Origin of the sequence: Flammeovirga pectinis (assembly GCF_003970675.1) — a bacterium.
GTDB lineage: Bacteria > Bacteroidota > Bacteroidia > Cytophagales > Flammeovirgaceae > Flammeovirga > Flammeovirga pectinis.
Window position 1 is genome coordinate 3,730,362 of record NZ_CP034562.1, and the last position, 25,825, is coordinate 3,756,186.

Sequence of the window (25,825 nt, forward strand, 5' to 3'; positions counted from 1 at the left end):
ATTACCATCAATCTTTTTGGCGTTAAACGTTAAAACATTGATAATCATCACTTTTTTATAAAATCAATAAAGCTAAATTGGTTTACAACACAACCTAAAAATATGCCTTATCTCTTGTTACCCATTCTCAGAATTGATCACTATCTACCAATTGCTCTAGAAAAATGGATTGTTTTATTTGCTGTAATCGTAGTGGTTATCTCCCTATTACGCGAATGGGGTAAACCTTCTACTATATTTTTCATAAGTGTCGTTTCACTTATGGTCTGTGGAATTGTTTCAGCAGAAAACCTCTTAGCATCCATGAGTAACCCTTCAATAGCTACAATCATTGTGCTAGTTATTGTGACTACTCATCTTTATCATACATTCAATACCGAAGAGACTTTAAATAGTATTATTGGCAAATCGAAGGACCCTAAATTGTTTCTATTAAAAATTACAACTTTTGCGGCCTTTCTTTCTTCATTTACAAATAATACACCTGTTGTTGCAGGTTTAACGCCCTATGTTTACAACTGGTGTAAAAAAATGGGAGCACACCCTTCTAAACTATTAATACCACTTTCTTTTAGTACTATTCTTGGCGGCATGATTACCCTTATAGGTACATCTACCAATTTAGTACTCAATGGTTTTATAGAAACGAACAAACTACCTAGTTTAGCCTATACGGACTTCCTTTATTTAGGACTTTTAGTCACTTTTTTCGGTATTCTGTATTTAGTCACCTTTGGGTACAACCTTTTACCAGAAAATAAAGAAGTTTTTGACGATGCTAAAGCCATTGCTCCTGAGTATTTAATGGCCTTAGAAGTACATCGCTCATCAAGAACTGTTGGTAAGAAAATAGTTAATACAAAAATTAGAGATTTTGAAGGTGCTTACCTTATCGAAGTTCATAGAAATGGTGAAGTAATTACACCTATCCCTGATGAGCTCATTATTCGTCCAAAAGATCAATTGATGTTTATGGGACAATCAGAAAACATTATGGTGATTGTTAATTCTGATATTGGATTAGACCTACCCAACCATGAAGATGATTCTAAAATTGTAGAAGCGGTAATCCCTGCCAACTCTGCTTTATCAGGAAAAAAATTAGGGAAAATCAATTTTAAAGAAACTTATGATGTTGAACTAGTTGCAATACATAGAAATGGACAAAAAGTTACAGGAGAATTAGAAAAAATTAGTCTACAAGCTGGAGATATGCTCTTATTATCTGCAGGAGATACCTTCTTTTCTAATATCAGTTTATATAAAGAATTTTATGTTTTATCTACAATAGAAAATAATAAACTGATTATAAAAGAAAGTCATAAGTGGCTATACCTTGGCTTTCTAGGAGTCTTAATTTTCTTGGTAGCATCGAGTATTATCGAACTTTTATCTGGTGCTATTTTCGCATTAGCAGGTTTATTATTAATAAAAGCAACTACTTTCGATACCATAAATAAACAGTTAGACTTAGATTTAGTTGTTCTTTTAATGTCTGCCCTTACTTTAGGAGAGGCTTTTATAAGTACAGGGGCTTCACATATAGTAAGTACATTTTTTATAAAAGTTTTCTTACCATTTGGGGTAATAGGTGTATTAATTGGGCTATTCTTGGTAACAATTTTACTCACCTCTTTTGTTACAAATGTTGCTGCAATATCGATTGCTTTTCCGATTGCCTATTCTTTAAGTCAACTTTTAGAATTACCAAGTACACCTTTCTTTGTAGCTATTGCTTTTGGTGCATCTGCCGCATTTTTAACACCAGTCAGTTACCAAACAAATTGGATTGTATATGGCCCTGGCGGATACAGAACTAAAGATTTCATGAAGATAGGTTTACCCTTAATGGGTATTTATTGTACTATCTGTATTCTCTTTATTATTTTCTATTACGACTTAGTTTAAAAAGAGACTTGAGGTAAAATATTTTGTAATTGATGTAGTAATATCCGCTCTCCTTTATACACTTTAATAGTATTGTTGATAACTATAAATCGTAAAAATGCATCTTGCTCATCATTCTCAAAAAATAATTGATATACTTCATCGTCTTCTAAAGTAGATTCAGAAAAGTACTCTCCTTGGTTGATAGCACACAAATAATACTCTACTCCATTTACCTCTAACTTATTACCAATGTTAGATAAATCATCTGCTAAATGATACATATTAAGATCATATAGATAATGTATATTTTGCTCTTTAATCAAATACATTTTTGATACAGAAGAATAATAGAACAAAGAGTTATCTTCATCTAAAGCAAACTTTAAGCTACTAAATCCATTTTCCCAATCAATCTGAGATATTGAATGAATTTGATAATCATCGCCTTGTAATGTAATCACTCCACGTTGCCTTATATCTTTAATATCTTGATTAAATAATTTAAAATATTGTCTATTTCTTTTAGGTTCGGCTATCTCCTTTTTTGAATACCCTTCGTACTCTCCCTCTAACTCATTTACATCAACGTCTAACTTTTCATGAATAATTACTTTAAGATCATGGATTTCATGAAGACGTTCCGAAGAAAACTCAAGAATCTGTTTTGACACTCTCTGTCTTCTTCCTACGATAGCAAACAAACCATACCTATCTTCTCCTGTTTTTTTTATAAAGAATTGTTCAATATCATCTACTTTAAAATCTTCGGCATAAGTTATGTCTGGATTAGTATCATGATTACGAACCATTAAAGTCTCTCCAAGTATATAAAATTGGACACTAACCTCTTTGTCTCCCAACTTATAAATTTTAAAAAAATCAAAGGCAATTATGCCTATTAAAATTACAGAAACGGCAGGAATTACTGAATACACAAAAGAAAACAATAATAATACTGCCCAAATTCCTGTATGTTGAAAATATAATTTCTTTTTAAAATCTTGACGAATTGAAGGAGCCAAGAATGCTTGAACATTTAAGATAGTTCCCCCTCTTCTTGTTTCTCTAATATTCATTTTGAAATGCTAGTTTACCGTGAGTGATTTCAATATTAATTTTACCGTATTTGCAGATTCTAAGGTAATCGGTTGATGCAAAAAGCATAATATGCTCAACATTAACCTCTTCTTTCTCAAAGTCTCTTTTAAAAAATTTACCCTTATCAGAAGTTGTTTTTACAAATGACGTATCTTCATACATTAGCATTAAAGGAATCTTATCTAAATCAATACAATTATTTTTAATATATGGCGCAAGTAATTTTGAAAAATTGATACTCTTTTCAAGATAATACTGATCATTCACTACATAAATTTTGACATCGTCTGTTCCATTTGTTGCCCAAAGTGCATGATCAATTCTTCCTTTATTCCATTCATACTGAAATTTTCGTTCTACCAAATATTCCTCCGTATTTAATGTTATTGTTTCTTCTGTAGTAACTGTATCAATAGGCTTTTTAGCAGTAAAAACATCTTTTTGGATTCCTCTTTCATGGTATTCTCCGTGAATATAGTGATCATCAATTCCTATAAACTGCTCTATGTGTTCTTCTAACCTTCGTCCTTCTTCTGATGGTAAGGAATGTCTACCGAAACAACGTATATCATTCTCCTCTTTTGTTCTTAAATAAAGAGTTACAAAGGGTTGACCAAGTAAAGTTGAACGAGTAATATCTTTCTTTAAATAAAACTGAGATATTTTACTTATAGGTAATTCTACTGAATGCCCAAATGACACTTTTAATCTAAATATATCTTCATCGCAATAAATTGAGGATGTTCCATAAAGAACAAAACATAGCCCAATAAATGCAGAAGTTAATACTACAGGAAATGCAATCAATAGAAGAATACTTACGTTTATTTTTGCTACTAAGAACATTGATGAAAATACAAAAGCAGGTAAAAACACTTTTAGAGAATCATAAAGTATATTTTTAAAATACTTTTGTCCCCAAAAAATTCGTCCTTTTAAATAGGTGTTTGTTATTTCTAGTTTCATTTTTTAGTCCAATTTTAAGATAGTTAAGAAGTATAGCAATCCCAAGTTATAAATTTTTAGGAAAATTAAGTTATTCATTCTTAATCTTATGCATACCTTGTAGTTTCACCATTCATATCAAATAAATCCATTGGAAGAACCTATTTTAAAATATATCATATGGTTTTTAGTATGCGTTTTCTCATCAGTTATAACTGCTATTTCTGGTGGAGGCGGAATGTTATCATTACCTGTTTTAATATCACTTGGTTTACCTGAAGCTGTATTATTAGGAACAAACAAGGCTGTTTTAACGACTGGAACTTTAACAGCTACTATCAGATATATAAAAAGTGGAGTTGTAAAATTTAATAGGCTGTTAATTACATCTTGCTTTATCTCTTTTTTTGCAGCTATTGGAGGGGCAGAATGTAGTAGATATTTAGATACTCAATGGATGTTGTATCTCCTTCTATTTATAATTTCATCATTATTTTGTATTGAATTTTTAAAGAAAAGACACCCTCAAAAGGAAAAAAATAAAGCAAAAACGCCACTTCTATTTATTTATCTTACAGTAATTAGTATGGGTTTTTACAATGGTTTCTTTGGACCAGGAACAGGTGTTATATCGTTCTTTTTATTTTCTTATTTAACACCTATGAAAGTGATGGAATCTGTAGCATTTTCTAAAACAATAGCTGTGGTATCTTCCTTAACTGCATTTGCTTATTTTACTTATTTAGGAAGAATTGATTGGTCTTATGCTGGTATAGGTATTTTAGGTGCTATTATTGGCAGTTGGACTGGTGCAGGAATTGCACTTAAAGTAGACAGTAAAAAAGTGAAAATTTTCTTTAACGTTATCCTTTCAATATTCTTAATTAAAATACTTTTTGATATTTTTTATTAGAATACAATTTTAGCATTTAAAGCATCAAGCATTCCTTTTGCTTTCAATAAACATTCTTGATATTCTTTTTCTGCTTCTGAATCTATAGTAATAGCACTGCCTATTTGAAATGATAAATAATTATCTACTGCATTATAAAGTGCACTTCTTATCACAACATTAAAATCAAAATCGCCTTCTGGTGTGATATACCCAATTGCTCCAGAATATAAACCTCTTTTTGAGCGTTCATACATTTCTATTAATGCCATTGCCATTACCTTTGGTGCACCTGTCATGCTTCCCATAGGAAATGCTTTTTTTATCACTTCAGTAAAAGGAACTCCTTCTTTAATTTCTCCTTCTACAGTAGAAATCATCTGAAAAACAGACTTAAAACCATAGATACCAAAGATTTCAGGTACTTTAATTGTTCCTGCTTTACATGTTCTTGCTAAATCATTTCTTACAAGGTCAACAATCATCATGTTTTCTGCAACCTCTTTTTCATCATTCTGAAGTTGTTCTTTCAACTGTTCATCTTCTTCTGAAGAAGTACCTCTTTTAATCGTTCCTTTAATGGGTTGAGAAGTTACTTTATTGCCTTCTTTCTTCATAAAGCGTTCTGGGGAAGAGCACGTTACATATTTTTCTTTCACTCTATGGAAAGCTGAAAAAGGTGCTGGAGATAAATGAGAAAGTCGGAGGTATAAATCAAATGGGTCTAGTTCTGCTTCGGTAGCTAAGAATTCCATACAGATATTTACTTCATAAACATCACCTTCTAAAATATGGTCTTGAATTCTTTTTACAGTATCAATATAAGTAGAATGAGCTACTTTGGGCGATACATTTCCACCCCAACCACTATTAGAAACAACAGGTAATGGAGTTGCTAGAATTTCTTGATAGATGATTTCACTATCATTTTCCGACTGAATTTCAACCTCATCTTTACCAAAAATAAATAATGTTTTAGGAATATAGAAAAAGGCATCAGGTATTTCAATACCATCTTGATGGTCTGAACAAAGTAATTCTACTTCATTTTTAAGATCGTAACCCCAATGCCCGAATAACCAACTTTTATGTTGTCTATGAAATTTCTGTACGCTTTCAAAAGAATATCCATCTTCCATTGGGCATACTTTTTTAGCCCCAACAGCAAGTAAGTGACGAAAACCACCCTTTGGATATTTTATATCATGATCGTACAAGTAAGTACAATATTCTTCTTTCTTACCCCAAGCCCAAGCTTTGAGTCGAAAAGAAGCTAAATCTTCTAATTGAAAATGCATTGTTTTTACTTCTTCTATTTCTTCGGTAAACATCACAGTACAAAGTTAATCAAATAATTACCCGTTCGTCTAATTAATGCATTCGATCTCCTCGAACATCTAATGTTTTTAATAATTCTGCTTCAAATTTCAGAAATTCTTGCCAACGTACATCTACTTCTTCTCTTGATTTAAACTTTCTAGCCAAATCAATAAAAGTAACATAATGCCCTGCCTCAGAAATCATTAACTCATAATAAAAATCTTGTAATTCTTTATCGTCAAGTCCTTTCCAGAGCAATTTAAAACGCTCGCAAGATCTTGCTTCTATCAAAGCACTTACTAACAATTTATCTATTAATTGGTCTATTCTAGAACCTCCTTTACGAGCAAATTTTACAATTGCATTTACATATTCGTCTTTTCTCATTCTACCTAATGATAAGCCACGTTTACGCAATTGTTTTACAACTCTTTCAAAATGTTCCCATTCTTCTGCAACAATTGGCATCAATGTATCTACCACATCATCTAGTTCTGGGTAGTTTACTATTATAGACATACTCGCTGTTGCAGCTTTTTGTTCACAATAAGCATGATCAACCAATATTTCTTCAATATTATTTTTCTCCACCATATTTACCCAACGTGGGTCGGTAGGTAATTTTAGGTGAAGCATATGCCCTTGCCCCTTATATTCTTCAGACATTGTTATAAGAATGTTTTTCTTGATGTTTATACCAACCGCGAAATTAGATAAATTCAGTTTGAATGAATAATAAATCATTAAATTAAAAATGCTTTTTCTATTTGATTTTCCTTCATATCATATTAATTACATTTGTATCCCGACATATTTTTATTACTTTTGGGCATCTAAATTACTTTAGGGGTGTTCGTTAAATCGAACTGAGAAATACCCTCTGAACCTGATGCGGTTAGTACCGACGAAGGGAAAAGTCCATTTCTACCCGTTGTACAATTCTGTACAACACCCTCCTAAGGTTTATTGATTGTATTGATTTTTTTATTTTCAAAATTATTGAAATGAACATCACTGTAAACAATAAGTCTATCACATTACCAAGTGCTTTTTCTTTAGCACAACTTCTTGACTATATGAACATTTCTATAGCTAGAGGCACTGTTGCCGTAGCTATTAACGATGAAATTATACCTCAAGAAAAATGGGATATTCACGCAATACTAGAAAACAACAACATTACAATTGTTGCTCCTGCACAAGGAGGATAATTGATTTGTACATCTAATTTTTTCATAGACGAAATTATCAGGATATATTTTATACCTGCTTATTTCTACATTCCTATGTGCTAAAAATTAGTTGTCTAACATAAAAAAGCAATAATCACAAAATAAAATTTGTGGTTAAAAACTAATATTCTAACGGCAATCTAAACAGCCAATAATATCTATACTAATGAAAAAGAAAGACAAAATCCCAAGTCCTGAGGTCATTTCACGTGAGCCATTTACAGGTTCTAAAAAGATCTACGTAGATGGTGAAATTCACAACATCAAAGTAGCGATGCGTGAGATTAGCCAAGACGACACTACCCACAAATTCTTAAACAAAGTAGAAAAAAATCCTGCTATTACTGTTTATGATACAAGTGGTCCTTACACAGACCCTGATATTGAGATTGATGTAAAAAAAGGTCTTGATAAATTACGTAGAGATTGGATTTTAGATCGTGGAGATGTTGAGGAGCTTTCTAAGTTATCTTCTGAATACGGTATCGAGCGTTTAGAAAAATCTGAATTAGATTATTTACGTTTCGAACACATCAAAAAGCCTTTAAAAGCAAAAGAAGGACAAAATGTTTCTCAAATGCATTATGCACGTAAGGGAATCATTACTCCTGAGATGGAATATATTGCTATTCGTGAAAACCAAAGAATAGAAGAGCAAGAAGGGAAATTTGGAACACAACACCCCGGCCATAGCTATGGTGCAAATACTCCTATTGGTAAAATCACTCCAGAATTTGTGCGTGATGAAGTAGCCAAAGGTCGTGCTGTTATTCCTAACAATATTAACCACCCAGAATCTGAACCAATGATTATTGGTCGTAATTTCTTGGTGAAAATTAATGCAAATATTGGTAACTCTGCAGTTACCTCTTCTATAGAAGAAGAAGTAGAAAAAACAGTATGGGCGTCTCGTTGGGGTGCAGATACTATTATGGATTTATCTACAGGTAAAAATATTCACGAAACGCGTGAGTGGGTTATCCGTAACTCTCCAGTTCCAATTGGTACAGTGCCAATTTACCAAGCATTAGAAAAAGTAAACGGAAAAGCAGAGGATTTAACTTGGGAAATTTTCCGTGATACGTTAATCGAACAAGCCGAACAAGGTGTCGATTACTTTACAATTCACGCAGGTGTATTGTTACGTTATGTACCAATGACTGCTAAACGTCTTACAGGTATTGTATCTCGTGGTGGCTCTATTATGGCCAAATGGTGTCTTTCTCATCACAAAGAAAACTTCTTGTATACACACTTTGAAGATATCTGTCAGATTATGAAAGCCTATGATGTTGCCTTCTCTTTAGGTGATGGTCTTCGTCCGGGTTCTATTGCTGATGCTAACGATGAGCCTCAACTGTCTGAGTTACGTACTTTAGGTGAGTTAACTAAGATTGCGTGGAAACACGATGTACAAACAATTATTGAAGGTCCTGGTCACGTGCCAATGCATATGATTAAAGAAAATATGGATGCTCAATTACAAGATTGTTACGAAGCACCTTTCTATACTTTAGGACCACTTACAACTGATATTGCTCCTGGTTACGATCACATTACATCTGCAATTGGTGCTGCTCAAATTGGTTGGTACGGTACTGCAATGCTTTGCTATGTTACTCCAAAAGAGCATTTAGGTTTACCAAACAAAGCAGATGTAAAAGAAGGTGTTATTACTTATAAAATTGCTGCACATGCTGCCGATCTTGCAAAAGGTCACCCTGGTGCACAATACAGAGATAACGCAATGTCTAAAGCTCGTTTTGAATTCCGTTGGGAAGATCAATTCAATTTATCTTTAGATCCAGATACTGCTCGTGAATACCATGATGAAACACTTCCTGCTGAAGGGGCTAAAGTAGCTCACTTCTGCTCTATGTGTGGACCCAACTTCTGTTCTATGAAAATCTCTCAGGATGTTCGTGACTTTGCTGCAAAGGAAGAACAAGAAAAAGGGATGGAAGAGAAATCTGAAGAATTTAAAGAATTAGGTAGCGAAATCTATCACTAAAATTATGTTGATAGGAATAACAAAAGAAGATTTTTTTACTGATGAAGCACAGCTGATCTGTTTTTGGTTGGACAATGGTATTGACATTATCCACATCAGAAAGCCAAATGCAACAAAAGAAGAAATTTCTACTTTACTAAATGTTATTCCTATCACTTACCATAAAAAAATCACCTTAAACCAACACTTTGATTTAACCTATCAATTTAATGTTGGAGGCATTCATTTTAAAGAGTCGATGCGACAAGCTATTAAATTGAAAAATCTAGAGCAGTGGAAAAGTAAAGGACTCCGATTAAGTTCTTCTGTACATCAGATGGATGAAATCCCTCAAATTCTAACCGTATTTGACTACTTGTTTTTAAGCCCCGTGTTTGATAGTACTTCCAAAAAGAATTATAAATCAAACACTATGCTTTTAGAAAGAATGAAAAAGGAAAGTTTTGAGTTACATCAAATAGTGGCTTTGGGTGGAATAACCGATAAAACACTATTAGAATTGGATAGATCTTCTTTTAAAGGGGCTGCAATTTTAGGATATTTATGGGAGGCATCGTTGTCTAACATCAAATTAAAAGCAGAGAAACTACAAACATCATGGAAAACAATCGTCCTTTCGCCTTAACATTAGCTGGTTTTGACCCTTCTGGGGGAGCTGGTGTACTTTCGGATATTAAAACTTTTGAAGCATTAGATGTTCAAAGTTTGGGTATTTGTACCGCACTAACCTATCAAACTGCTGATGAATTTATAGGACTAAATTGGATAGGTGCAGATGTAGTTACTGCACAATTACTGCCTATTATTGAGAAATATCCTATCAGTGTACTAAAAATTGGTGTGATTGAAAACTTTAAATTAATGTCTGATTGGATAGACTTAATAAAAGGATTCAACCCAATGTGTAAAGTAGTTTTAGATCCTGTTTTAAGTGCAAGTGCTGGGTATGACTTTCATGATGAAAGTACTATCAAAGGGTTAGCTAGAGTGATTGAAAAAGTTGACATTATTACTCCTAATTGGAAAGAGATGCAACAATTATCATCAAGCGATCCACTCGAAGAAGCAAAAAATATGAGTAAATCAACTCATGTTCTACTTAAAGGAGGGCATCATCCTACAGAAAAAGGAAATGACTTTTTGATATACAAAGGGCAAATCACTAAAATAATTGGTAGAACCATGAAAGTATTTGATAAACACGGTTCGGGCTGTGTTCTATCTTCTGCTATCGGGAGTTATCTAGCACATGGTAAATCTATTGAGGAAGCCTGTAGGTTAGGCAAAAATTATATTGAAGATTACTTGGCAAGCGACCCGAGTAAATTAGGTCAGCATGTTTTTACATCAAATAGCCATGATTAGTAAACTACATTATATCTCTACGGAGAAAAAAGATAAAAACCATTTACTTCACATTCAAGAAGCTTGTGAAGCAGGTTGCCGATGGATTCAGCTAAGAGCTAAAAATATCGAAACAGAAGAGTATATCGCTTTAGCCAAAAAAGCCAAAGTTATAACAGATTTACATAATGCTATTCTTCTAATAAATGACCGACCTGATGTTGCCAAAGCTGTAAATGCAGATGGTGTTCATGTTGGGAAAGAAGACATTTTACCTTCTGAAGCAAGAGCTATTCTTGGCGAAGGAAAAATTGTTGGAGGAACAGCAAATACAATCGAGGATATTCAGCGTTTGTATGATTTTGGCGTAGATTATATTGGTTTAGGACCTTTTCGTTTTACACAAACAAAGAAAAAACTTAGTCCTATTTTGGGCTTAGAAGGTTATCAATCTTTGTTAGATGAATGTAAAAGTAGAGGAATTGATACGCCAATTATTGCAATTGGAGGCATTGAAACAAAAGATGTTGAAAGCATTCTAGCTACAGGAATTTATGGAGTTGCAGTATCTGGATTAATTGCCAATGCAGAACATCCTGGTAAAGTAGTTTCAGCATTAGAACAAGAACTTCAGCATCAAACTACAATTTAGCTTAAGGTTAGATTATTTAAAAAGAAAACGAAAATCCAAATGGATCAATTAACAATAGCAGATAAAACTTTTAACTCACGCCTTTTTACAGGTACTGGCAAATTTATGTCGAATGAGTTAATGGAGAATGCATTAGTAGCATCGGGATCAGAATTAGTAACTGTTGCACTAAAAAGAGTAGATATCGATAATCCTGAAGATGATGTATTGAAACATTTACACCATCCTCAGATTAATTTATTACCAAATACATCTGGAGCAAGAACTGCTAAAGAAGCTGTATTTGCCGCTCAATTAGCTAGAGAAGCTTTAGGAACAGACTGGGTAAAATTAGAAATTCATCCAGACCCTAAGTATTTGATGCCAGACCCAATCGAAACTCTAAAAGCTGCAGAAGAAATGGTAAAACAAGGCTTTGTTGTATTACCTTATATACACGCAGACCCCGTTTTATGCAAACGTTTAGAAGAAGTAGGTTGTGCAGCCGTAATGCCTTTAGGTGCTCCTATTGGAAGTAATAAAGGATTAAGAACGTTAGATTTCTTAGAAATAATAGTAGAACAAAGTAATGTTCCTGTTGTTGTTGATGCCGGCATTGGAAGCCCATCTCATGCAGCACATGCAATGGAATTAGGTGCAGATGCTGTATTAGTAAACACCGCGATTGCTGTTGCCGGAGACCCCGTTGCAATGGGAGAAGCATTTGGACAAGCTGTTGAAGCCGGAAGAAAAGCTTATTTAGCTCAGATTGCTCAACCAAGAATTACTGCAGAAGCGAGTTCACCATTAACTGGTTTTTTAAATCAATTATAGAGATGTATCAAGATTTATTTTATCAAAATAATTGGGACGATGTTAAAGCTAGTATCTATGCTAAAACTGCTCACGATGTAGAACGTGCTTTAGGTAAAGAACGAAGAAATTTAGAAGATTTCAAGGCTTTAATCTCTCCTGCAGCCGCTCCATATTTAGAGCAAATGGCACAGCTTAGTCATCAACTTACAAAAAAGAGATTTGGGAATACCATTCAGATGTATACACCAATGTATTTATCTAATGAGTGCCAGAATATATGTACTTATTGTGGTTTCTCTTTAGACAATAAAGTAAGAAGAAGAACACTTTCTGACAGTGAAATTGTACTTGAAGCCAAAGCTATAAAAGCAATGGGTTATGAACATATATTGTTGGTAACTGGTGAAGCAAATAAAACTGTGGGTGTAGAATACATCAAAAAAGCCATTAAATTGATGAAACCGTACTTCTCTCATATCTCTATGGAAGTGCAACCAATGGACCAAGATGAATATGAATCTTTAATTGAGGCAGGGTTAAATACTGTACTCGTTTATCAAGAAACTTACCACAAAGAAGATTATAAAAAACATCACCCAAAGGGTAAAAAATCTAACTTTGATTACCGAGTTGACACTCCAGATAGATTAGGAAAAGCTGGAATTCATAAAATTGGTATTGGTGTTTTAATTGGCTTAGAAGACTGGAGAACAGATTCTTTCTTTACGGCACTTCATTTAGATTATTTAGAAAGAACGTATTGGCAAACAAAATACTCTATCTCATTTCCTAGGTTACGTCCATTTTCTGGTGGTTTAGAACCTAAGGTAGAAATGAATGATAGAGAGTTAGTGCAGCTGATCTGTGCCTATCGTCTTTATAATGAAGAAGTAGAATTATCACTTTCTACTAGAGAACATCCTATTTTTAGAGATAACATCATTAAATTGGGCATTACTTCGGCAAGTGCAGGTTCTAAAACTAATCCTGGAGGTTATGTAGTAGAACCAGAATCTTTGGAACAGTTTGAAATTTCTGATGAACGCTCAACAGAAGAGTTTACAGAAATGGTAAAACGCCAAGGCTATGAAGTAGTGTGGAAAGATTGGGATTTAGCACTCCAAGAGTGATAAAATAAAGCGAGACGAGAAGAGTTATCATTATGCTGACAAAAGAAGAATATAAACGATACGACAGACATATTAGATTAAATGAAGTTGGTGTTGTAGGACAAGAAAAATTAAAAGCTGCTACTGTTCTAGTAATTGGAGCTGGTGGTTTAGGCTGTCCTGTTTTACAATATCTTGCAGCTGCTGGTATTGGACACCTTATTATTGTAGATCATGATGTTGTTTCTATTTCTAATCTTCAACGTCAAGTATTGTTTTCAACAAATGATGTTGGTAAGTCAAAAGCAGAAGTTATTAAAGATCGACTGTTTGCACTAAACCCTCATTGTAAAATTACTACAGTTCTTTCTAGATTTGATAAAGAAAATGCTTTAAAACTAGTAGCTAAAGTAGATGTAGTAGTTGATGGAACCGATAACTTTTCATCAAGATATTTAATAAACGATGCTTGTGTAATTGAAGATAAACCATTGGTTTCTGCCTCAATTCAACGTTTTGATGGACAATTATCTGTTTTTAATTATCAAGAAGGTCCTACCTATAGATGTATTTTTCCAAACCCTCCATCAGCAGAAGAAGCTCCTAATTGCAATGAAATTGGGGTTGTTGGTGCAATGGTTGGAATTATGGGAACCATGCAAGCTACCGAAGTTATAAAAATAATTACAGGTGTTGGTAAAGTGTTAAGTGGAGAACTTTTGTTGATAAGTGGTATGGATATGAGTTTTCAGAAATTAAAATTCAAGAAAAATCAAAAAGTTGCCAACATATCAACATTAGGTGAGTATAACTTCGATTTTTGTGAAATCCCCAATCAAGAAGTTGAAATAGACTTTAAAACAGTCGAAGAACTTTTATCCTCAGATAAATCAGTTACTTTAATTGATGTACGTGAAGAATACGAAAGAGAAATTGATGATATAGGAGGTATCAATATACCGTTAGCCGAATTGGAAGAACGTATTAATGAAATTCCATCATCCGAAAAAATAATTTTTTACTGTCAATCTGGTAAAAGAAGCCTTAAAGCTATAGAGTTATATCAATCTTTAAATAAAAGGGATGTTAAATTATATAGTCTAAAGGGAGGAATGGAGTTAATTTAATGTGAAACTGATATCTTTACATTCTATTTAATGTAAAAATATTATGAAGGTCTCTGGATTCAGTTTCATTAGAAACGCAATAAAATACGATTACCCTGTTGTAGAAGCAATACGGTCAATTCTTCCTCTTTGTGATGAAGTTGTAGTCGCTGTAGGTAATTCTGATGATGACACCCTAAATTTAATCCAGAATATCGATCCTAAAATAAGAATTGTTGAAACTGTTTGGGATGATAAGCTAAGAGAAGGCGGAAAAGTATTAGCTATTGAAACAAATAAAGCGTTTGAAGCAGTTTCTAAGAATACTGATTGGTGTTTCTATATTCAAGGTGATGAAGCCCTTCATGAAGATTATATTCCTATTGTAAAAAAAGCAATGGAAGAATATAAAGATCAAGATAATGTAGATGGATTATTATTTAACTACAAACACTTTTACGGATCATTTGATTATATAGGAGCTTCAACTCAATGGTATAGAAGAGAAATAAGAGTAATAAAGAATAACCCTTCTATCTATTCATATAAAGATGCACAAGGTTTCAGAAAAAATGATAATCAAAAACTAAATGTTAAACATATTGATGCTTATATCTATCATTATGGGTGGGTTCGTCCTCCCAAAAAAATGATGAGTAAACAACAAAATTTTGGCAGTTTATATAATGGAGGAAATAAAAATACTGTAAGTAACTTAGAATTTGATTACTCTAATATTGATGCATTAGATCTATTTACCGGTAGCCATCCAAAAGTAATGCATGAAAGAATTGCATCAACAAACTGGAAATTTGATAAAGATATTAGTAAGAAAAATTACGCTCCTAAGGAAATTTTTAAGCAAACTATAAAAAAATTAACTGGTGGTTATATTATCGGTGAATATAAAAATTATAAAATCGTTAAATAGCCTCATTTTAAATTAGATTCTGCAGATTTATCAATGTTAATCTTTTAACTTTGTACAGTGAAAGAAAATCTAGTAATAACTCCCACATATAACGAGATCGAGAATGTCGAATTAATTATTCGAGCAGTAATGAATCTCGACACAAAATTTGATATGCTTATTGTTGACGATGGCTCTCCTGATGGAACAGGAGCCAAAGTTAAAGAGCTCATAGAAGAATTCCCAGATCGTTTATTTCTCGAGGAAAGAGAAGGTAAAAATGGTTTAGGTACAGCATATTTACATGGCTTTAGATGGGCTATTGATAGAGATTATCAGTTTGTATATGAAATGGATGCTGATTTTTCACATAACCCTAATGATTTAGAAAAACTTTACAAAGCATGTAAAGAAGAGGGTAATGACATGGCTATTGGTTCTAGATATAAATCTGGAGTTAATGTTGTTAATTGGCCAATGGGTAGAGTTCTTATGTCTTACTTTGCAAGTAAGTATGTCCAATTTATTACTGGATTACCGATAAAAGATACTACTGCCGGTTTTAAATGTTATACTAATAAAGTATTGCAAACTATACTGAATAAAGATAAAATTCATTTTGTTGGCTATGCCTTTCAAATCGAAATGAAATTTAAAACTTGGATGTATGGTTATAAGATAAAGGAAGTTCCTATTGTTTTTACAGACAGAACAAGAGGAACATCAAAAATGTCTTCTAGTATATTTAAAGAAGCATTTTTTGGAGTGATATCCTTAAAGATTAGAAGTTATTTTAGAAAATTTGAGAGGTAGTCTATTATAACGATCTAAATATTAAAAAAGTAACGATGAAAAAAAAATATGACTACTTAATAGTTGGTTCAGGACTATTTGGAAATGTCTTTGCTCACCAAATGAATAAAAATGGTTTTAAATGTCTAGTGATAGACAAAAGAAATCATCTCGGTGGAAATATTTACAGTGAGAAAACAGAAGGTATTAATGTACATAAATATGGTCCTCATATTTTCCATACAAATGATAAAAGTATATGGGATTTCGTCAATCAATTTGTAGAATTCAATCATTTTAGATACTCTCCGTTAGCTAATTATAAAGGTGAATTATATAACTTACCTTTTAATATGCATACATTTCATCAATTTTGGAATGTAAAAACACCCCAAGAAGCTAAAGCTAAAATTAAAGATCAAATTAAAGATCTCAATATTATAAAACCAAAAAATTTGGAAGAACAGGCTTTATCATTAGTTGGTAAAGATATATATGAAAAGTTAATTAAAGGCTATACTGAAAAGCAATGGGGTAGAGATGCAAAAGGGCTTCCTTCTTTTATTATAAAAAGGCTTCCCGTAAGATATACATATGATAATAACTACTTTAATGATAAATATCAAGGCATACCAATTGGTGGATATAATAAACTAACTGAAGGTTTACTTGAGAATATTGATACACAATTGAATGTAGATTATTTTCAAAATAAAGAACACTTTAATGAGCTTGCTTCAAAAGTTGTTTACACAGGAAAAATTGATGAATTCTTCAATTATAAATTAGGCTACCTCAACTATAGAAGTTTACGATTTGAATCTGAAACTTTAGAGCAAGAAAATTACCAAGGAATTGCTGCTATAAATTATACAGAAAGAAACGTTCCTTATACTAGGATTATTGAACATAAGCATTTTGAATATGGTCAAGGTCCTAAAACTATAATTACAAAAGAATTCCCTCAAGAATGGGATAAAAATAAAGAGCCCTATTATCCTATCAATGACGACAAAAATATAAGTTTATATAAAAAGTATAAAGACTTAGCTGATCAAGAAGAACAGATTATTTTTGGAGGACGATTGGCTGAATATAAGTACTATGATATGCATCAAGTAATCGCTTCTGCTTTAAAAAAGAGTAATGATATTTTGAATAATCAATAGTTGATTTTAGGTCTAATTTAGATAGAAATTCAATAAAAATTTAATACTTCAAATATGATATTTACAGTACACCATAAAGAGTTTCCATATATCAAAAATAAATTATATCAACCTATTCAAGTAGGTGCTGAAAATACAAAAATACAACTAAATTTTTTAAAAGATAACACAGGAAATAATATTTCAAGTAGGAATAATACCTTTGCAGAATTAACAGCTCTCTATTGGATTTGGAAAAATTATGACCTAGACAGTTTAGATTTCATTGGCCTTTCACATTATAGACGTTTTTTTGATTTTAGTTACAAAAAATTATTTGTAAAAAAATCTAGAAAAGAAGAAAATATTAAAATTCTAACTTCTCTTTGTAATGATAAATATTATGATAGAATAAAAAAAGCTCTCACTAAAAATGATATTCTTATAACAAAGCATGATAAATGGAAAGAGTTTTCAATACACGAACAATATATAGATTGGCACATAAGTGATGACTGGGATAAAATGGTAGAAGTTATTAAAAAACTATACCCAGAATATAAACAGAGTATACAAGAAGCTTGGTATACTGTGCCTTGTAATGTACACCTTTATAATATGTTTATCATGAAGATTGAGGATTATAAATCCTATATGGAATGGCTATTTACAATTCTCTTTGAATTAGAAAATAAAATAAATCTGGCAGACAAACAACATCAAGAAGACCCCTATCAAACAAGAGTTTTTGGCTTTTTATCTGAAAGGCTTCTCAATTTATACATATACCATCAAAAGTTCTCAAAAAAGGAATTTCAAAATATTTTAATTTCTTAATAAAAATACAAGATGCAAAAGAAAATAAATTTTATTCTTCCTTTCCCTCCTGATCACCCTGGTGGAGGAACAAAAATGATTTTTGAAAATGCACAAAGGTTAGCTAATAAAGGGTATGATGTTGCTATTTATAGTAATTCCCTTACAAAAGGAATGCATAAAGGAAATAAATGGGTAAAATATTTTAAGAATAAATTCACTAAAAGATACATTCCTAATTGGTTTGAATTTCATAAGAGTATCCAACATTATACTATACCTCATATAAGTGATTATTTTATAAGAGATGCTGATATATTGATTACCACTTGGTATCAAACAGCATTAGATTGTCATAAGTTATCATCTTCTAAAGGAAAGAAAATTAACTATATACAAGATTATGAAATTTGGGGTAACAAAAAAGACTTAGTACATCAATCATATTCTTTAAAAGGATATGAATATATAGTAATTTCAAAATATTTATACAGAATACTTAAGAAATACACCTCTAAGGTACAATTAATAAGCTATGGAGTGAATTATGAAAAATTTAATATTAAGACACCTATAAAGGATCGTTCTCCTTACACAGTTTCTATGTTATACTCCAGAGAAGATCGTAAAAATGTTACTGTTGCAATAGAAGCATTGATAGCCTTAAAAAATAAATACCCTAAACTAGAAGCTCACTTTTTTGGTGTTTCAGAAAGACCAAAAAATCTTGATCAAGATTGGATTTATTACACTCAAAAGCCTGAAAAAGTTTCTGATATATATAATAAAACTGCTATATTTTTACAACCCTCATATCAAGAAGGATTATCATTAAACCCTATAGAAGCTAAGGCATCAGGCTGTGCTTGTGTGTATACTAATATTGATGGGCACTTAGATCATTCTATTGATAATGTAAATTGCTTACTAGTTCCAATTAATGACAGTCAAGCTTTTATTGATAAAGTTTCTTTATTAATAGAAAATAATGATAAAAGAATAAAAATGGCACAAAATGGTCATGATCATATTCAAGATAATTTTTTATGGGATGGAGCTATTCAAAAACTAGAAAATATTATTCTAAGTAATCCACAATAATTATCCATCAAATTATTTAATCTATCAAAATACTATGAAAAAGAAAATTGCCTTTATATGCGCTGATAACCCCAATGACAAAAGAGCTTGGTCGGGTACAGCACATACAATTTTCACTATCTTAAATCATAACTACGATACTATTTGGAATGGTCCTATTAAAATAAATTTTAAAGAAAAAATTAAACTTTTTATAAATAAATACAGTAATAAAAATTTTGGAGGAAGACTTGCTAATGAACGTAATATTTTAATTTCTAAAATTTATTCTAGCTATGTAAGCCAATTTATTAATAGTCATGAATTTGATTATGTATTTATTTGTGCTGTTCCATTTATGGGGGCATACATTAATACAAAGACACCTATAATTTATCTCAGTGATGCCACTTTTGAGAATATGATTGACTTTTACAGTCCTTTTAAAAGATTGAATAAAAAAGGTATTGTTGAAGGGCATGAAATAGAAAATTTACTTTTATCAAAATCTAAGCATGTTATATTTAGTTCTGATTGGGCTTTAAAAAGTGCTATTAATTATTACAATTGTAATTCTAATAAAGTATCTCTTCTCGACTTTGGTGCTAATATCCCTTTAGTAGAATACAAAGAAAATATACCTTCAGAATATATAAACAATACTTGTAGATTACTTTTTAGTGGTGTTGATTGGGAGAGAAAAGGTGGGGAATTAGCTTACAGAGTATTTCTAGAATTGTTAAAACGAAATATTAATTCCGAGTTAATTATTATTGGTTGTAACCCCAATATTAAAAATAAGAAAGTAACTATAATTCCATTTCTAAATAAGAATAATAAAGAAGACTTATCTATCTTCAATAGTTATTTCAAAGAATCAACATTTTTTATTTTACCATCAATTGCTGATTGTACACCAATAGTTTTTTCAGAGGCTGCTGCAAATAGCTTACCTGTTTTATCTACTAAAGTAGGTGGTATAGCATCTGTTATTGAAGAAGGTATAAATGGATTTACATTTAAATTGGATGCATCTGAGAAAGATTATGCTGATAAAATTGAACAGTTATGGAATAATAAAAATCAATTAATTCAATTGCGAAAAACTTCTCTACAAGAGTATAATAGAAGGTTAAATTGGAATACATGGTCAGAAAAATTTGATACAATTATAGAGAATATATAACATGAATTATAGAAAAACTGCACTAATAGAACTAGGAGGATCTCATTCTGAATGTATTTATTCTCAACTTCTATTTTTAAAAAACAAAAAATTTAAAACTTCATTAATTCTCGATCAAAAAGTAGATACATTAATTGACTATGAAGAAATGTATGAAGCTAAAAAAGTATACAATACTAATATTAGTCCTATATTATTAGCTTTCAAAGTTTGGAAATATATCATCACGAATAATTTTTCTTTAGTAATTTTCAATACTGCTCAAGGAAGTATTACAAAATATATATGTATACTACCCTTTCCTTCTAAGATTAGTTTTATTGGTACATTACATAATCTTAGGAAAACCCAAGGAAGCATAGGTCATAATATCATTGCAAGAAAATGTAATAAATTGTTTACTCTCAGTGATTTTCTAATTGATAACATATCTACTAACAAAAGTTCATATCGTGCCTATTATCCTGTTTTTTTTCCGAAGTACACAATTGATACATCAGTTATAAAAAAAACAGGTGAAATATGGATAACGGTACCTGGAGGAATATTCTTTGAAAGGAAACCATACATGGATTTTATATCAAAATTGAAAATTGAAAATTCTAATCTTCGTTTTCTGTTTCTAGGTATCGGAAATAAAAAGCAATTAAATCAACTTAAAAGCATAATAGAAGAACAATCTTTATCAAAATATTTTATTTTTTGGGATCAATTTATTTCAAATTCTACATTTCACACTTATATAAATCTTAGTGATTATATTTTACCACTTGTAGATACAGAGTTTAATAATGAGATGTATAAAACAAGAATTACTGGTGCATTTAATCTTGCATATGCATATAAAAAAACAATGATTTTACATTCATCTTTTAAAACGTATATGGAATTTAATAATAACACTATTTTCTATAATTACACCTCTATTAATTCTATTTTGGCTAATCTAGCTAATTCTTCTAATTATATTAATAATGATTTTTTATCATTAGAATATCAATCTAAGAGATATACAGAATTTATTCCTATCAAATAATTACTTTTATGAAAAATTGTATTATTACTATCCCAGTTTATAAAAAGACTTTATCTCAAAATGAATTAATTTCTTTTAAACAAGTAACTACAATCTTAAAGAAGTGGGATTTTTCAATTGTCACCTATAGAGAATTAGATCTATCTTTTTATACAGATATCCTAGATAAAACAGAAGTTAATTACAAAGTAAATTTCTTTAAAAAATTGTATTTTGAGAATGTCCATGGATACAATATGTTAATGGTGAGCTTAGACTTCTACAAAACATTTAATGCAGAATATAAGTTCCTATTGATTTATCAAATCGACTGTTTCATTTTTACTGACCAAATAGAAAAATGGTGTAAAAAAAACTACTCTTATATTGGAGCTCCTTGGCCACATGGAGCTCAAAATGAACCTATTCAATTTAAGTATGTAGGAAATGGAGGATTATCGTTAAGGAAAATTGAAGACCACATAAGAGTAATAAAAAGCTCAACCTTATTGAATTCTATTTTTAGTTTAAATTTACCTAAACGTTTAAAACAATGGTATGCTTACCTAAGGTTAACATATAAAAACACATCTCTTTTTAAGAAAAACACAAAAAATGAAGACATGTTTTTCGGGAAAAATTCTTCTAAAACATTTTCATTTTTCACTATACCAACACCAAAAGAAGCTTTATTATTTAGTATAGAATCTCGTCCAGAAGAATGTATTGAGGTAAATAAAGTATTACCAATGGGTATCCATGCATGGGAAAAATACGATAAAAAATATTGGACTCCATATATAGAAAAGGTCGGTTTTACTATTATAAAATAAAAGAGTATTAATACCCTTTCATTTTATAATATGGCCATAATAAATAACGCTTTGAATGTCTTAAAAACAACTTTAATTCAATAAATTTTAAATTTAAATTCTCTTTTATAGATAATTCAATAACATCATCTCTATAATAAACAGTATCAGAGTTATTCTTATACCATATTTTATAATTATTTTTTTCTATCCATTGATTGATTTCCTTAATAAAAGGATTCGTATAAAATTTACCATGAGTTTCTACAGATATAATTTTTGGTAAACTTTTTAAATTTTTAAGTACATACCATTCAGCTCCTTCAATATCGATACTTAATAAATCAATATCTCCTGAATCTATCTTATCAAATGTTACACACGGTACTGTAAATGTATCACTTTCTTTGATAGTATATAAATCGTTAATTAATGCTGGGCTTTTAGGTAAATCCGTAATGAATGTAGAGGCATTTGCTTTTGCTAATTTTAATGACCCATTCTTATCTGCTACTGCAACTTTATGGATAATTATATTTGATTTATCAGAAAAGTACTCATCTATTCTTTTTAAACTATCTGCTGATGGTTCTACTAAAATAGTTTTAATTCCATTATTTATAAAATCAAGAATATTAGAAGTCTCCGGGTAATAAACTCCCACTTCACATATACATCTTAATTCTATTCCTTTATCCGTTACTTTCTTATAAATTTGCTTATTCTCTTTATAATTCATTTTTTTTTATTAACAGTTCATATAATTGATAATATTTATTTGCATTCTTACTCCACGAGAATTTCTTAGCATATTTTTTCAGCTTAGAAGTATTTTGAATTGTATTACTCTCAAAAATCTGTAAACTTTCAAGAACTTTTATTGCCATATAGTTAGGTTCAAAATTATCCCAATAATAAGCATAATCACCTCCAATCTCAGGTAAGCTAGTTAAATTAGAACAAATTACAGGAGTTCCACAATACATTGCTTCAATAATGGGCAATCCAAAGCCTTCGTATAAAGATGGAAATAAAAAGGCTTCAGCATATTGATATAAATATGACTTTTCATTTTCTGTGATTTCCCCCAATAATGTCACCCTATTTTCTAACTTTAATTCTTGAATCCTATTTTTAATTTTGATAACATACTCTTCCTTTGAAAAAGATCCCGCAATATAAAGATGAGTTTCTTCTTCAATGTTTGGCATCATTTCAACCAAGCTAAGAAAATTTTTTTTAGGCATTATTGTACCAATAGTAAAAAAGAATTTTTGATGCTTTTTAATGTGGTTAGGTTTCTTTTGCTCAATTTCCATGGGAGAATGTACTCCATTTGGAACAACTACAATTTCTAAATTTTCTGGTATTATTAGATATCTACGTACTATTTTTGCTGTAAATTCTGATATGACAGTAATAAGGGATGCTCTATTTACTTGCTTTTGAAGATAATAAAGCTTCTTTTTTTTATTTATACCTTCTTCTTCAAATAAAAAATTCAAATCATGAATAGTAAGAATATTTTTAACCCCTTTAGATACCCTATATTTAGTCATTTGGTTAGTTAAATGGACTAAATCCACCCCTTTATCAAATGGTAAAATATTCTTCTTATTTAAGATTGATAATTTCCTGACTTTAAATGTATTCTCTTCTAGATATGAAACAGATAATGGGGCTGATACTAATATTTCCCACTTAAACTTGTTCTGATCAATAGAAAACAAAGCATTTCCAAAGTTAATGGCTACGTTCCCTAAGCCACAGTTAGGAACTTTAAGCTTATCAAAATCTATTAATACCGTTTTTAAGTTACTCACTATCTAAGGTTTCTAAATATAACTTTGCGTATGCTTCTGCATTTTTATTCCAAGAGAATTTAGAGGCATACTCAAACATTTCTCTTTCTCTTTTTTCTTTATGCAATTCAAAATCTCTTAAGCCATCTTTTACAATACCAGCCATATATTCTGCCTCAAAAGATTCCCAATAATACGCATATCTATCTCCTATTTCTGGAAGGCTCGTTTTGTCTGAAGAAAAAGTAGGCTTTTTTGATAACATAGACTCAATAATAGGTAAACCAAAACCTTCTAATAATGATGGAAATAAAAATGCTTGACATTTAGAATATAAATATGATTTTTCTTCATCTGAAACTCCTCCAAGAAGTACAATTCTATTTTGTAAATTATTTGTACTAATAAGATTTTTTATGCGTACAACATATGATTCTTTTTCAAACATACCCGCTATATACAACTTGATATCATCATCAAAATATTGCATCATCTCTATTAATACATGAAAATTCTTTTTAGGCATTACAGTACCAATAGTAAAAAAGAACTTATCATTTCCTCCTAATTGCTTTGGCTTTACTGGATCTTTAAGCAGAGGTGACTTTACTCCATTATAAATCACTCGAACTTTTTTTGAGCTAGGTATAGATAGATTTGAGCGAATAATTTTTTCAGTAAACTTAGAAATCACAGTTATCACATCTGCTTTATCAACAGCTTTTTGAATCTTATCTAATTTTGCTTTTGATTTTTGAGGACTTTTTTCTTCAAGGAAATTAAGGTCATGAATAGTATAAATATTTTTTTTAGCATAATGAACACCATAATCAGTTATTTGACTTGTTAAATGGTATAAGTCAATATGTTTATCTATTGGTGTAATACCATTTTTTGTTAATACATTATGACATCTAAAAGATATATCTCTATCATTTTTTATTAATTCTTTTCTACTTTTTGAAGGTAAAAGATATTCATAAGAAATGGTACTAGGCTGAAAATTTATTAATTCATTAGAAAAATTAATACAAACCTGTCCTAATCCACAATTTGGATATTTTAATCTTTCTAAATCAACTAGTACTTTCTTTTTGTCTGATCTATATTTTCTCTTATAATCTAGCTCATATAATTTATAGTATTTAAAAAAAACATCTATTCCAACATATGAACTTACTAGTACCCCTCTCCATCCAAATAAGAAACCTCTCTTTAGAAAGTAACTCCTAAAGAAAGCAAAAAATGATTTTAGAGAAATCATTAATGGACCTACCTTTTTAATTCCTAAATTTTGTTTTGCATATAGCGATGTATAAAACTGCATTTTTGTTATCATCTCTGATATTGATGAATAAGATTCATGTAACAATTCACCTTTTAGATTGATTTGTTTTAAATCATCGCATTTTACAGTTTCATGTACTTCCGAATTTGTGAAAGATGTTCTTGATCTATTAAATAATCGAATTATATATTCATTGCCCCAATCTGTTCCAGAAATAACTTTACCTAAATATTCATTCACTCTATGTACTATACCGAGACTTTCTATATCTAATATATCAAATTTTTGTATCTCACTTAATAACTCTTCATTAGGGATTTCATCAGAATCAATAGAAAACACCCAGTCATTAGAAGCATAAGATGCCGCCAAATTCTTCAAAGGTCCAAACCCTATAAAAGGAGAATGGAAAATTTTGACATTATTAAAACTTGCTGCAATTTCAAGCGACTTATCTGAAGATCCGTTATCTAAAATGATAACTTCTTCAAAACCAAGTAAAGATTCTAAAGTTGCTCTTAATGATTTTTCTGCATCCTTTAAAATCATTACAGCAGATATATTACTAATTTGAGTCATATA

25 protein-coding genes and 1 riboswitch are annotated in these 25,825 nt (G+C 30.7%); of the genes, 18 read left to right on the forward strand and 7 right to left on the reverse strand.

The window, feature by feature from the left end; all coding sequences use genetic code 11:
• Positions 1–102: 102 nt before the first annotated feature.
• Complete coding sequence (locus EI427_RS15060; RefSeq protein WP_126616137.1) at positions 103–1,908, forward strand: SLC13 family permease; 1,806 nt, start codon at positions 103–105, stop codon at positions 1,906–1,908.
• Here EI427_RS15060 and EI427_RS15065 read toward each other — a convergent pair.
• Together EI427_RS15065 and EI427_RS15070 are read right to left on the reverse strand one after the other, a co-directional pair.
• On the reverse strand, positions 1,905–2,966 hold the full coding sequence (locus EI427_RS15065) for a hypothetical protein (RefSeq protein WP_126616139.1): 1,062 nt from the start codon (positions 2,964–2,966) through the stop codon (positions 1,905–1,907). The genes EI427_RS15060 and EI427_RS15065 overlap by 4 nt on opposite strands.
• Entirely contained in the window at positions 2,956–3,954 is a 999-nt protein-coding gene (locus tag EI427_RS15070; protein WP_126616142.1) for a hypothetical protein, read from the reverse strand. The genes EI427_RS15065 and EI427_RS15070 overlap by 11 nt, the downstream gene beginning before the upstream one ends.
• Positions 3,955–4,084: 130 nt before the next feature.
• On the opposite strand from EI427_RS15070, the gene EI427_RS15075 reads away from it, so the two are divergent.
• Positions 4,085–4,846 (forward strand): sulfite exporter TauE/SafE family protein, encoded by a 762-nt coding sequence (locus EI427_RS15075; protein WP_170178487.1) that lies wholly within the window; start codon positions 4,085–4,087, stop codon positions 4,844–4,846.
• Here EI427_RS15075 and EI427_RS15080 read toward each other — a convergent pair.
• Together EI427_RS15080 and miaE are read right to left on the reverse strand one after the other, a co-directional pair.
• Positions 4,843–6,156, reverse strand: coding sequence for an anthranilate synthase component I family protein (locus tag EI427_RS15080; protein ID WP_240655312.1), 1,314 nt, complete (start codon positions 6,154–6,156; stop codon positions 4,843–4,845). The two genes, EI427_RS15075 and EI427_RS15080, sit on opposite strands and share 4 nt — an antisense overlap.
• Before the next feature lie 40 nt (positions 6,157–6,196).
• Positions 6,197–6,811, reverse strand: a complete 615-nt coding sequence (gene miaE / locus EI427_RS15085) for a tRNA-(ms[2]io[6]A)-hydroxylase (RefSeq protein ID WP_240655313.1) — start codon at positions 6,809–6,811, stop codon at positions 6,197–6,199.
• Positions 6,812–6,980: 169 nt separating this feature from the next.
• Positions 6,981–7,075, forward strand: a riboswitch (TPP riboswitch).
• 74 nt (positions 7,076–7,149) lie between these two features.
• Between miaE and thiS the strand changes: the two genes are divergently transcribed.
• The 16 genes from thiS to EI427_RS15165 all read left to right on the forward strand — a co-directional run bounded on the left by thiS (position 7,150) and on the right by EI427_RS15165 (position 22,174).
• Positions 7,150–7,356 carry a sulfur carrier protein ThiS gene (gene thiS / locus EI427_RS15090; protein ID WP_126616148.1) on the forward strand — a complete coding sequence of 69 codons (207 nt, stop codon included), beginning with the start codon at positions 7,150–7,152 and terminating at the stop codon, positions 7,354–7,356.
• Positions 7,357–7,543: 187 nt separating this feature from the next.
• The gene (thiC, locus tag EI427_RS15095; RefSeq protein WP_170178488.1) at positions 7,544–9,388 is read left to right on the forward strand and encodes a phosphomethylpyrimidine synthase ThiC; all 1,845 of its coding nucleotides are present in this window, start codon (positions 7,544–7,546) and stop codon (positions 9,386–9,388) included.
• A 4-nt stretch (positions 9,389–9,392) separates the two neighbouring features.
• Entirely contained in the window at positions 9,393–10,013 is a 621-nt protein-coding gene (locus EI427_RS15100) for a thiamine phosphate synthase (protein WP_126616150.1), read from the forward strand.
• Positions 9,986–10,753 carry a hydroxymethylpyrimidine/phosphomethylpyrimidine kinase gene (locus tag EI427_RS15105; RefSeq protein ID WP_126616153.1) on the forward strand — a complete coding sequence of 256 codons (768 nt, stop codon included), beginning with the start codon at positions 9,986–9,988 and terminating at the stop codon, positions 10,751–10,753. The genes EI427_RS15100 and EI427_RS15105 overlap by 28 nt, the downstream gene beginning before the upstream one ends.
• On the forward strand, positions 10,746–11,384 hold the full coding sequence (locus EI427_RS15110) for a thiamine phosphate synthase (protein WP_126616156.1): 639 nt from the start codon (positions 10,746–10,748) through the stop codon (positions 11,382–11,384). Before EI427_RS15105 ends, EI427_RS15110 begins: the two co-directional genes overlap by 8 nt.
• A 39-nt stretch (positions 11,385–11,423) precedes the next feature.
• Positions 11,424–12,197, forward strand: coding sequence for a thiazole synthase (locus EI427_RS15115; RefSeq protein WP_126616159.1), 774 nt, complete (start codon positions 11,424–11,426; stop codon positions 12,195–12,197).
• A 2-nt stretch (positions 12,198–12,199) separates the two neighbouring features.
• Positions 12,200–13,309, forward strand: a complete 1,110-nt coding sequence (thiH, locus tag EI427_RS15120; RefSeq protein WP_126616161.1) for a 2-iminoacetate synthase ThiH — start codon at positions 12,200–12,202, stop codon at positions 13,307–13,309.
• Between the two features lie 32 nt (positions 13,310–13,341).
• Positions 13,342–14,415: a HesA/MoeB/ThiF family protein gene (gene moeB / locus EI427_RS15125; RefSeq protein ID WP_205727863.1), complete on the forward strand. Its 1,074-nt coding sequence runs from the start codon at positions 13,342–13,344 to the stop codon at positions 14,413–14,415.
• Positions 14,416–14,458: 43 nt separating this feature from the next.
• Entirely contained in the window at positions 14,459–15,325 is an 867-nt protein-coding gene (locus EI427_RS15130) for a glycosyltransferase family protein (RefSeq protein WP_126616167.1), read from the forward strand.
• Between the two features lie 57 nt (positions 15,326–15,382).
• Positions 15,383–16,117, forward strand: coding sequence for a polyprenol monophosphomannose synthase (locus EI427_RS15135; protein ID WP_126616170.1), 735 nt, complete (start codon positions 15,383–15,385; stop codon positions 16,115–16,117).
• Positions 16,118–16,152: 35 nt separating this feature from the next.
• Positions 16,153–17,265: a UDP-galactopyranose mutase gene (glf, locus tag EI427_RS15140; protein WP_126616173.1), complete on the forward strand. Its 1,113-nt coding sequence runs from the start codon at positions 16,153–16,155 to the stop codon at positions 17,263–17,265.
• 54 nt (positions 17,266–17,319) lie between these two features.
• Positions 17,320–18,081: a DUF4422 domain-containing protein gene (locus EI427_RS15145; RefSeq protein WP_126616175.1), complete on the forward strand. Its 762-nt coding sequence runs from the start codon at positions 17,320–17,322 to the stop codon at positions 18,079–18,081.
• 12 nt (positions 18,082–18,093) lie between these two features.
• A complete protein-coding gene (locus EI427_RS15150) occupies positions 18,094–19,161 on the forward strand; it encodes a glycosyltransferase family 4 protein (RefSeq protein ID WP_126616178.1) in 1,068 nt (355 codons plus the stop codon).
• Positions 19,162–19,195: 34 nt separating this feature from the next.
• Positions 19,196–20,326 carry a glycosyltransferase family 4 protein gene (locus EI427_RS15155; RefSeq protein WP_126616181.1) on the forward strand — a complete coding sequence of 377 codons (1,131 nt, stop codon included), beginning with the start codon at positions 19,196–19,198 and terminating at the stop codon, positions 20,324–20,326.
• Position 20,327: 1 nt separating this feature from the next.
• On the forward strand, positions 20,328–21,362 hold the full coding sequence (locus EI427_RS15160) for a glycosyltransferase family protein (protein WP_126616184.1): 1,035 nt from the start codon (positions 20,328–20,330) through the stop codon (positions 21,360–21,362).
• A gap of 8 nt (positions 21,363–21,370) precedes the next feature.
• A complete protein-coding gene (locus EI427_RS15165; RefSeq protein WP_126616187.1) occupies positions 21,371–22,174 on the forward strand; it encodes a DUF5672 family protein in 804 nt (267 codons plus the stop codon).
• A 7-nt stretch (positions 22,175–22,181) separates the two neighbouring features.
• Here the strand turns inward: EI427_RS15165 and EI427_RS15170 are convergent, their stop codons facing one another.
• From EI427_RS15170 to EI427_RS15180, 3 genes are read right to left on the reverse strand one after another with little or no spacing between them, the layout of a single operon-like run.
• The gene (locus EI427_RS15170; RefSeq protein WP_126616190.1) at positions 22,182–22,892 is read right to left on the reverse strand and encodes an FkbM family methyltransferase; all 711 of its coding nucleotides are present in this window, start codon (positions 22,890–22,892) and stop codon (positions 22,182–22,184) included.
• Positions 22,882–23,976: a glycosyltransferase family 4 protein gene (locus EI427_RS15175; RefSeq protein ID WP_126616193.1), complete on the reverse strand. Its 1,095-nt coding sequence runs from the start codon at positions 23,974–23,976 to the stop codon at positions 22,882–22,884. Before EI427_RS15175 ends, EI427_RS15170 begins: the two co-directional genes overlap by 11 nt.
• Positions 23,969–25,822, reverse strand: coding sequence for a glycosyltransferase (locus tag EI427_RS15180; RefSeq protein WP_126616195.1), 1,854 nt, complete (start codon positions 25,820–25,822; stop codon positions 23,969–23,971). The genes EI427_RS15175 and EI427_RS15180 overlap by 8 nt, the downstream gene beginning before the upstream one ends.
• Between the last annotated feature and the right edge of the window lie 3 nt (positions 25,823–25,825).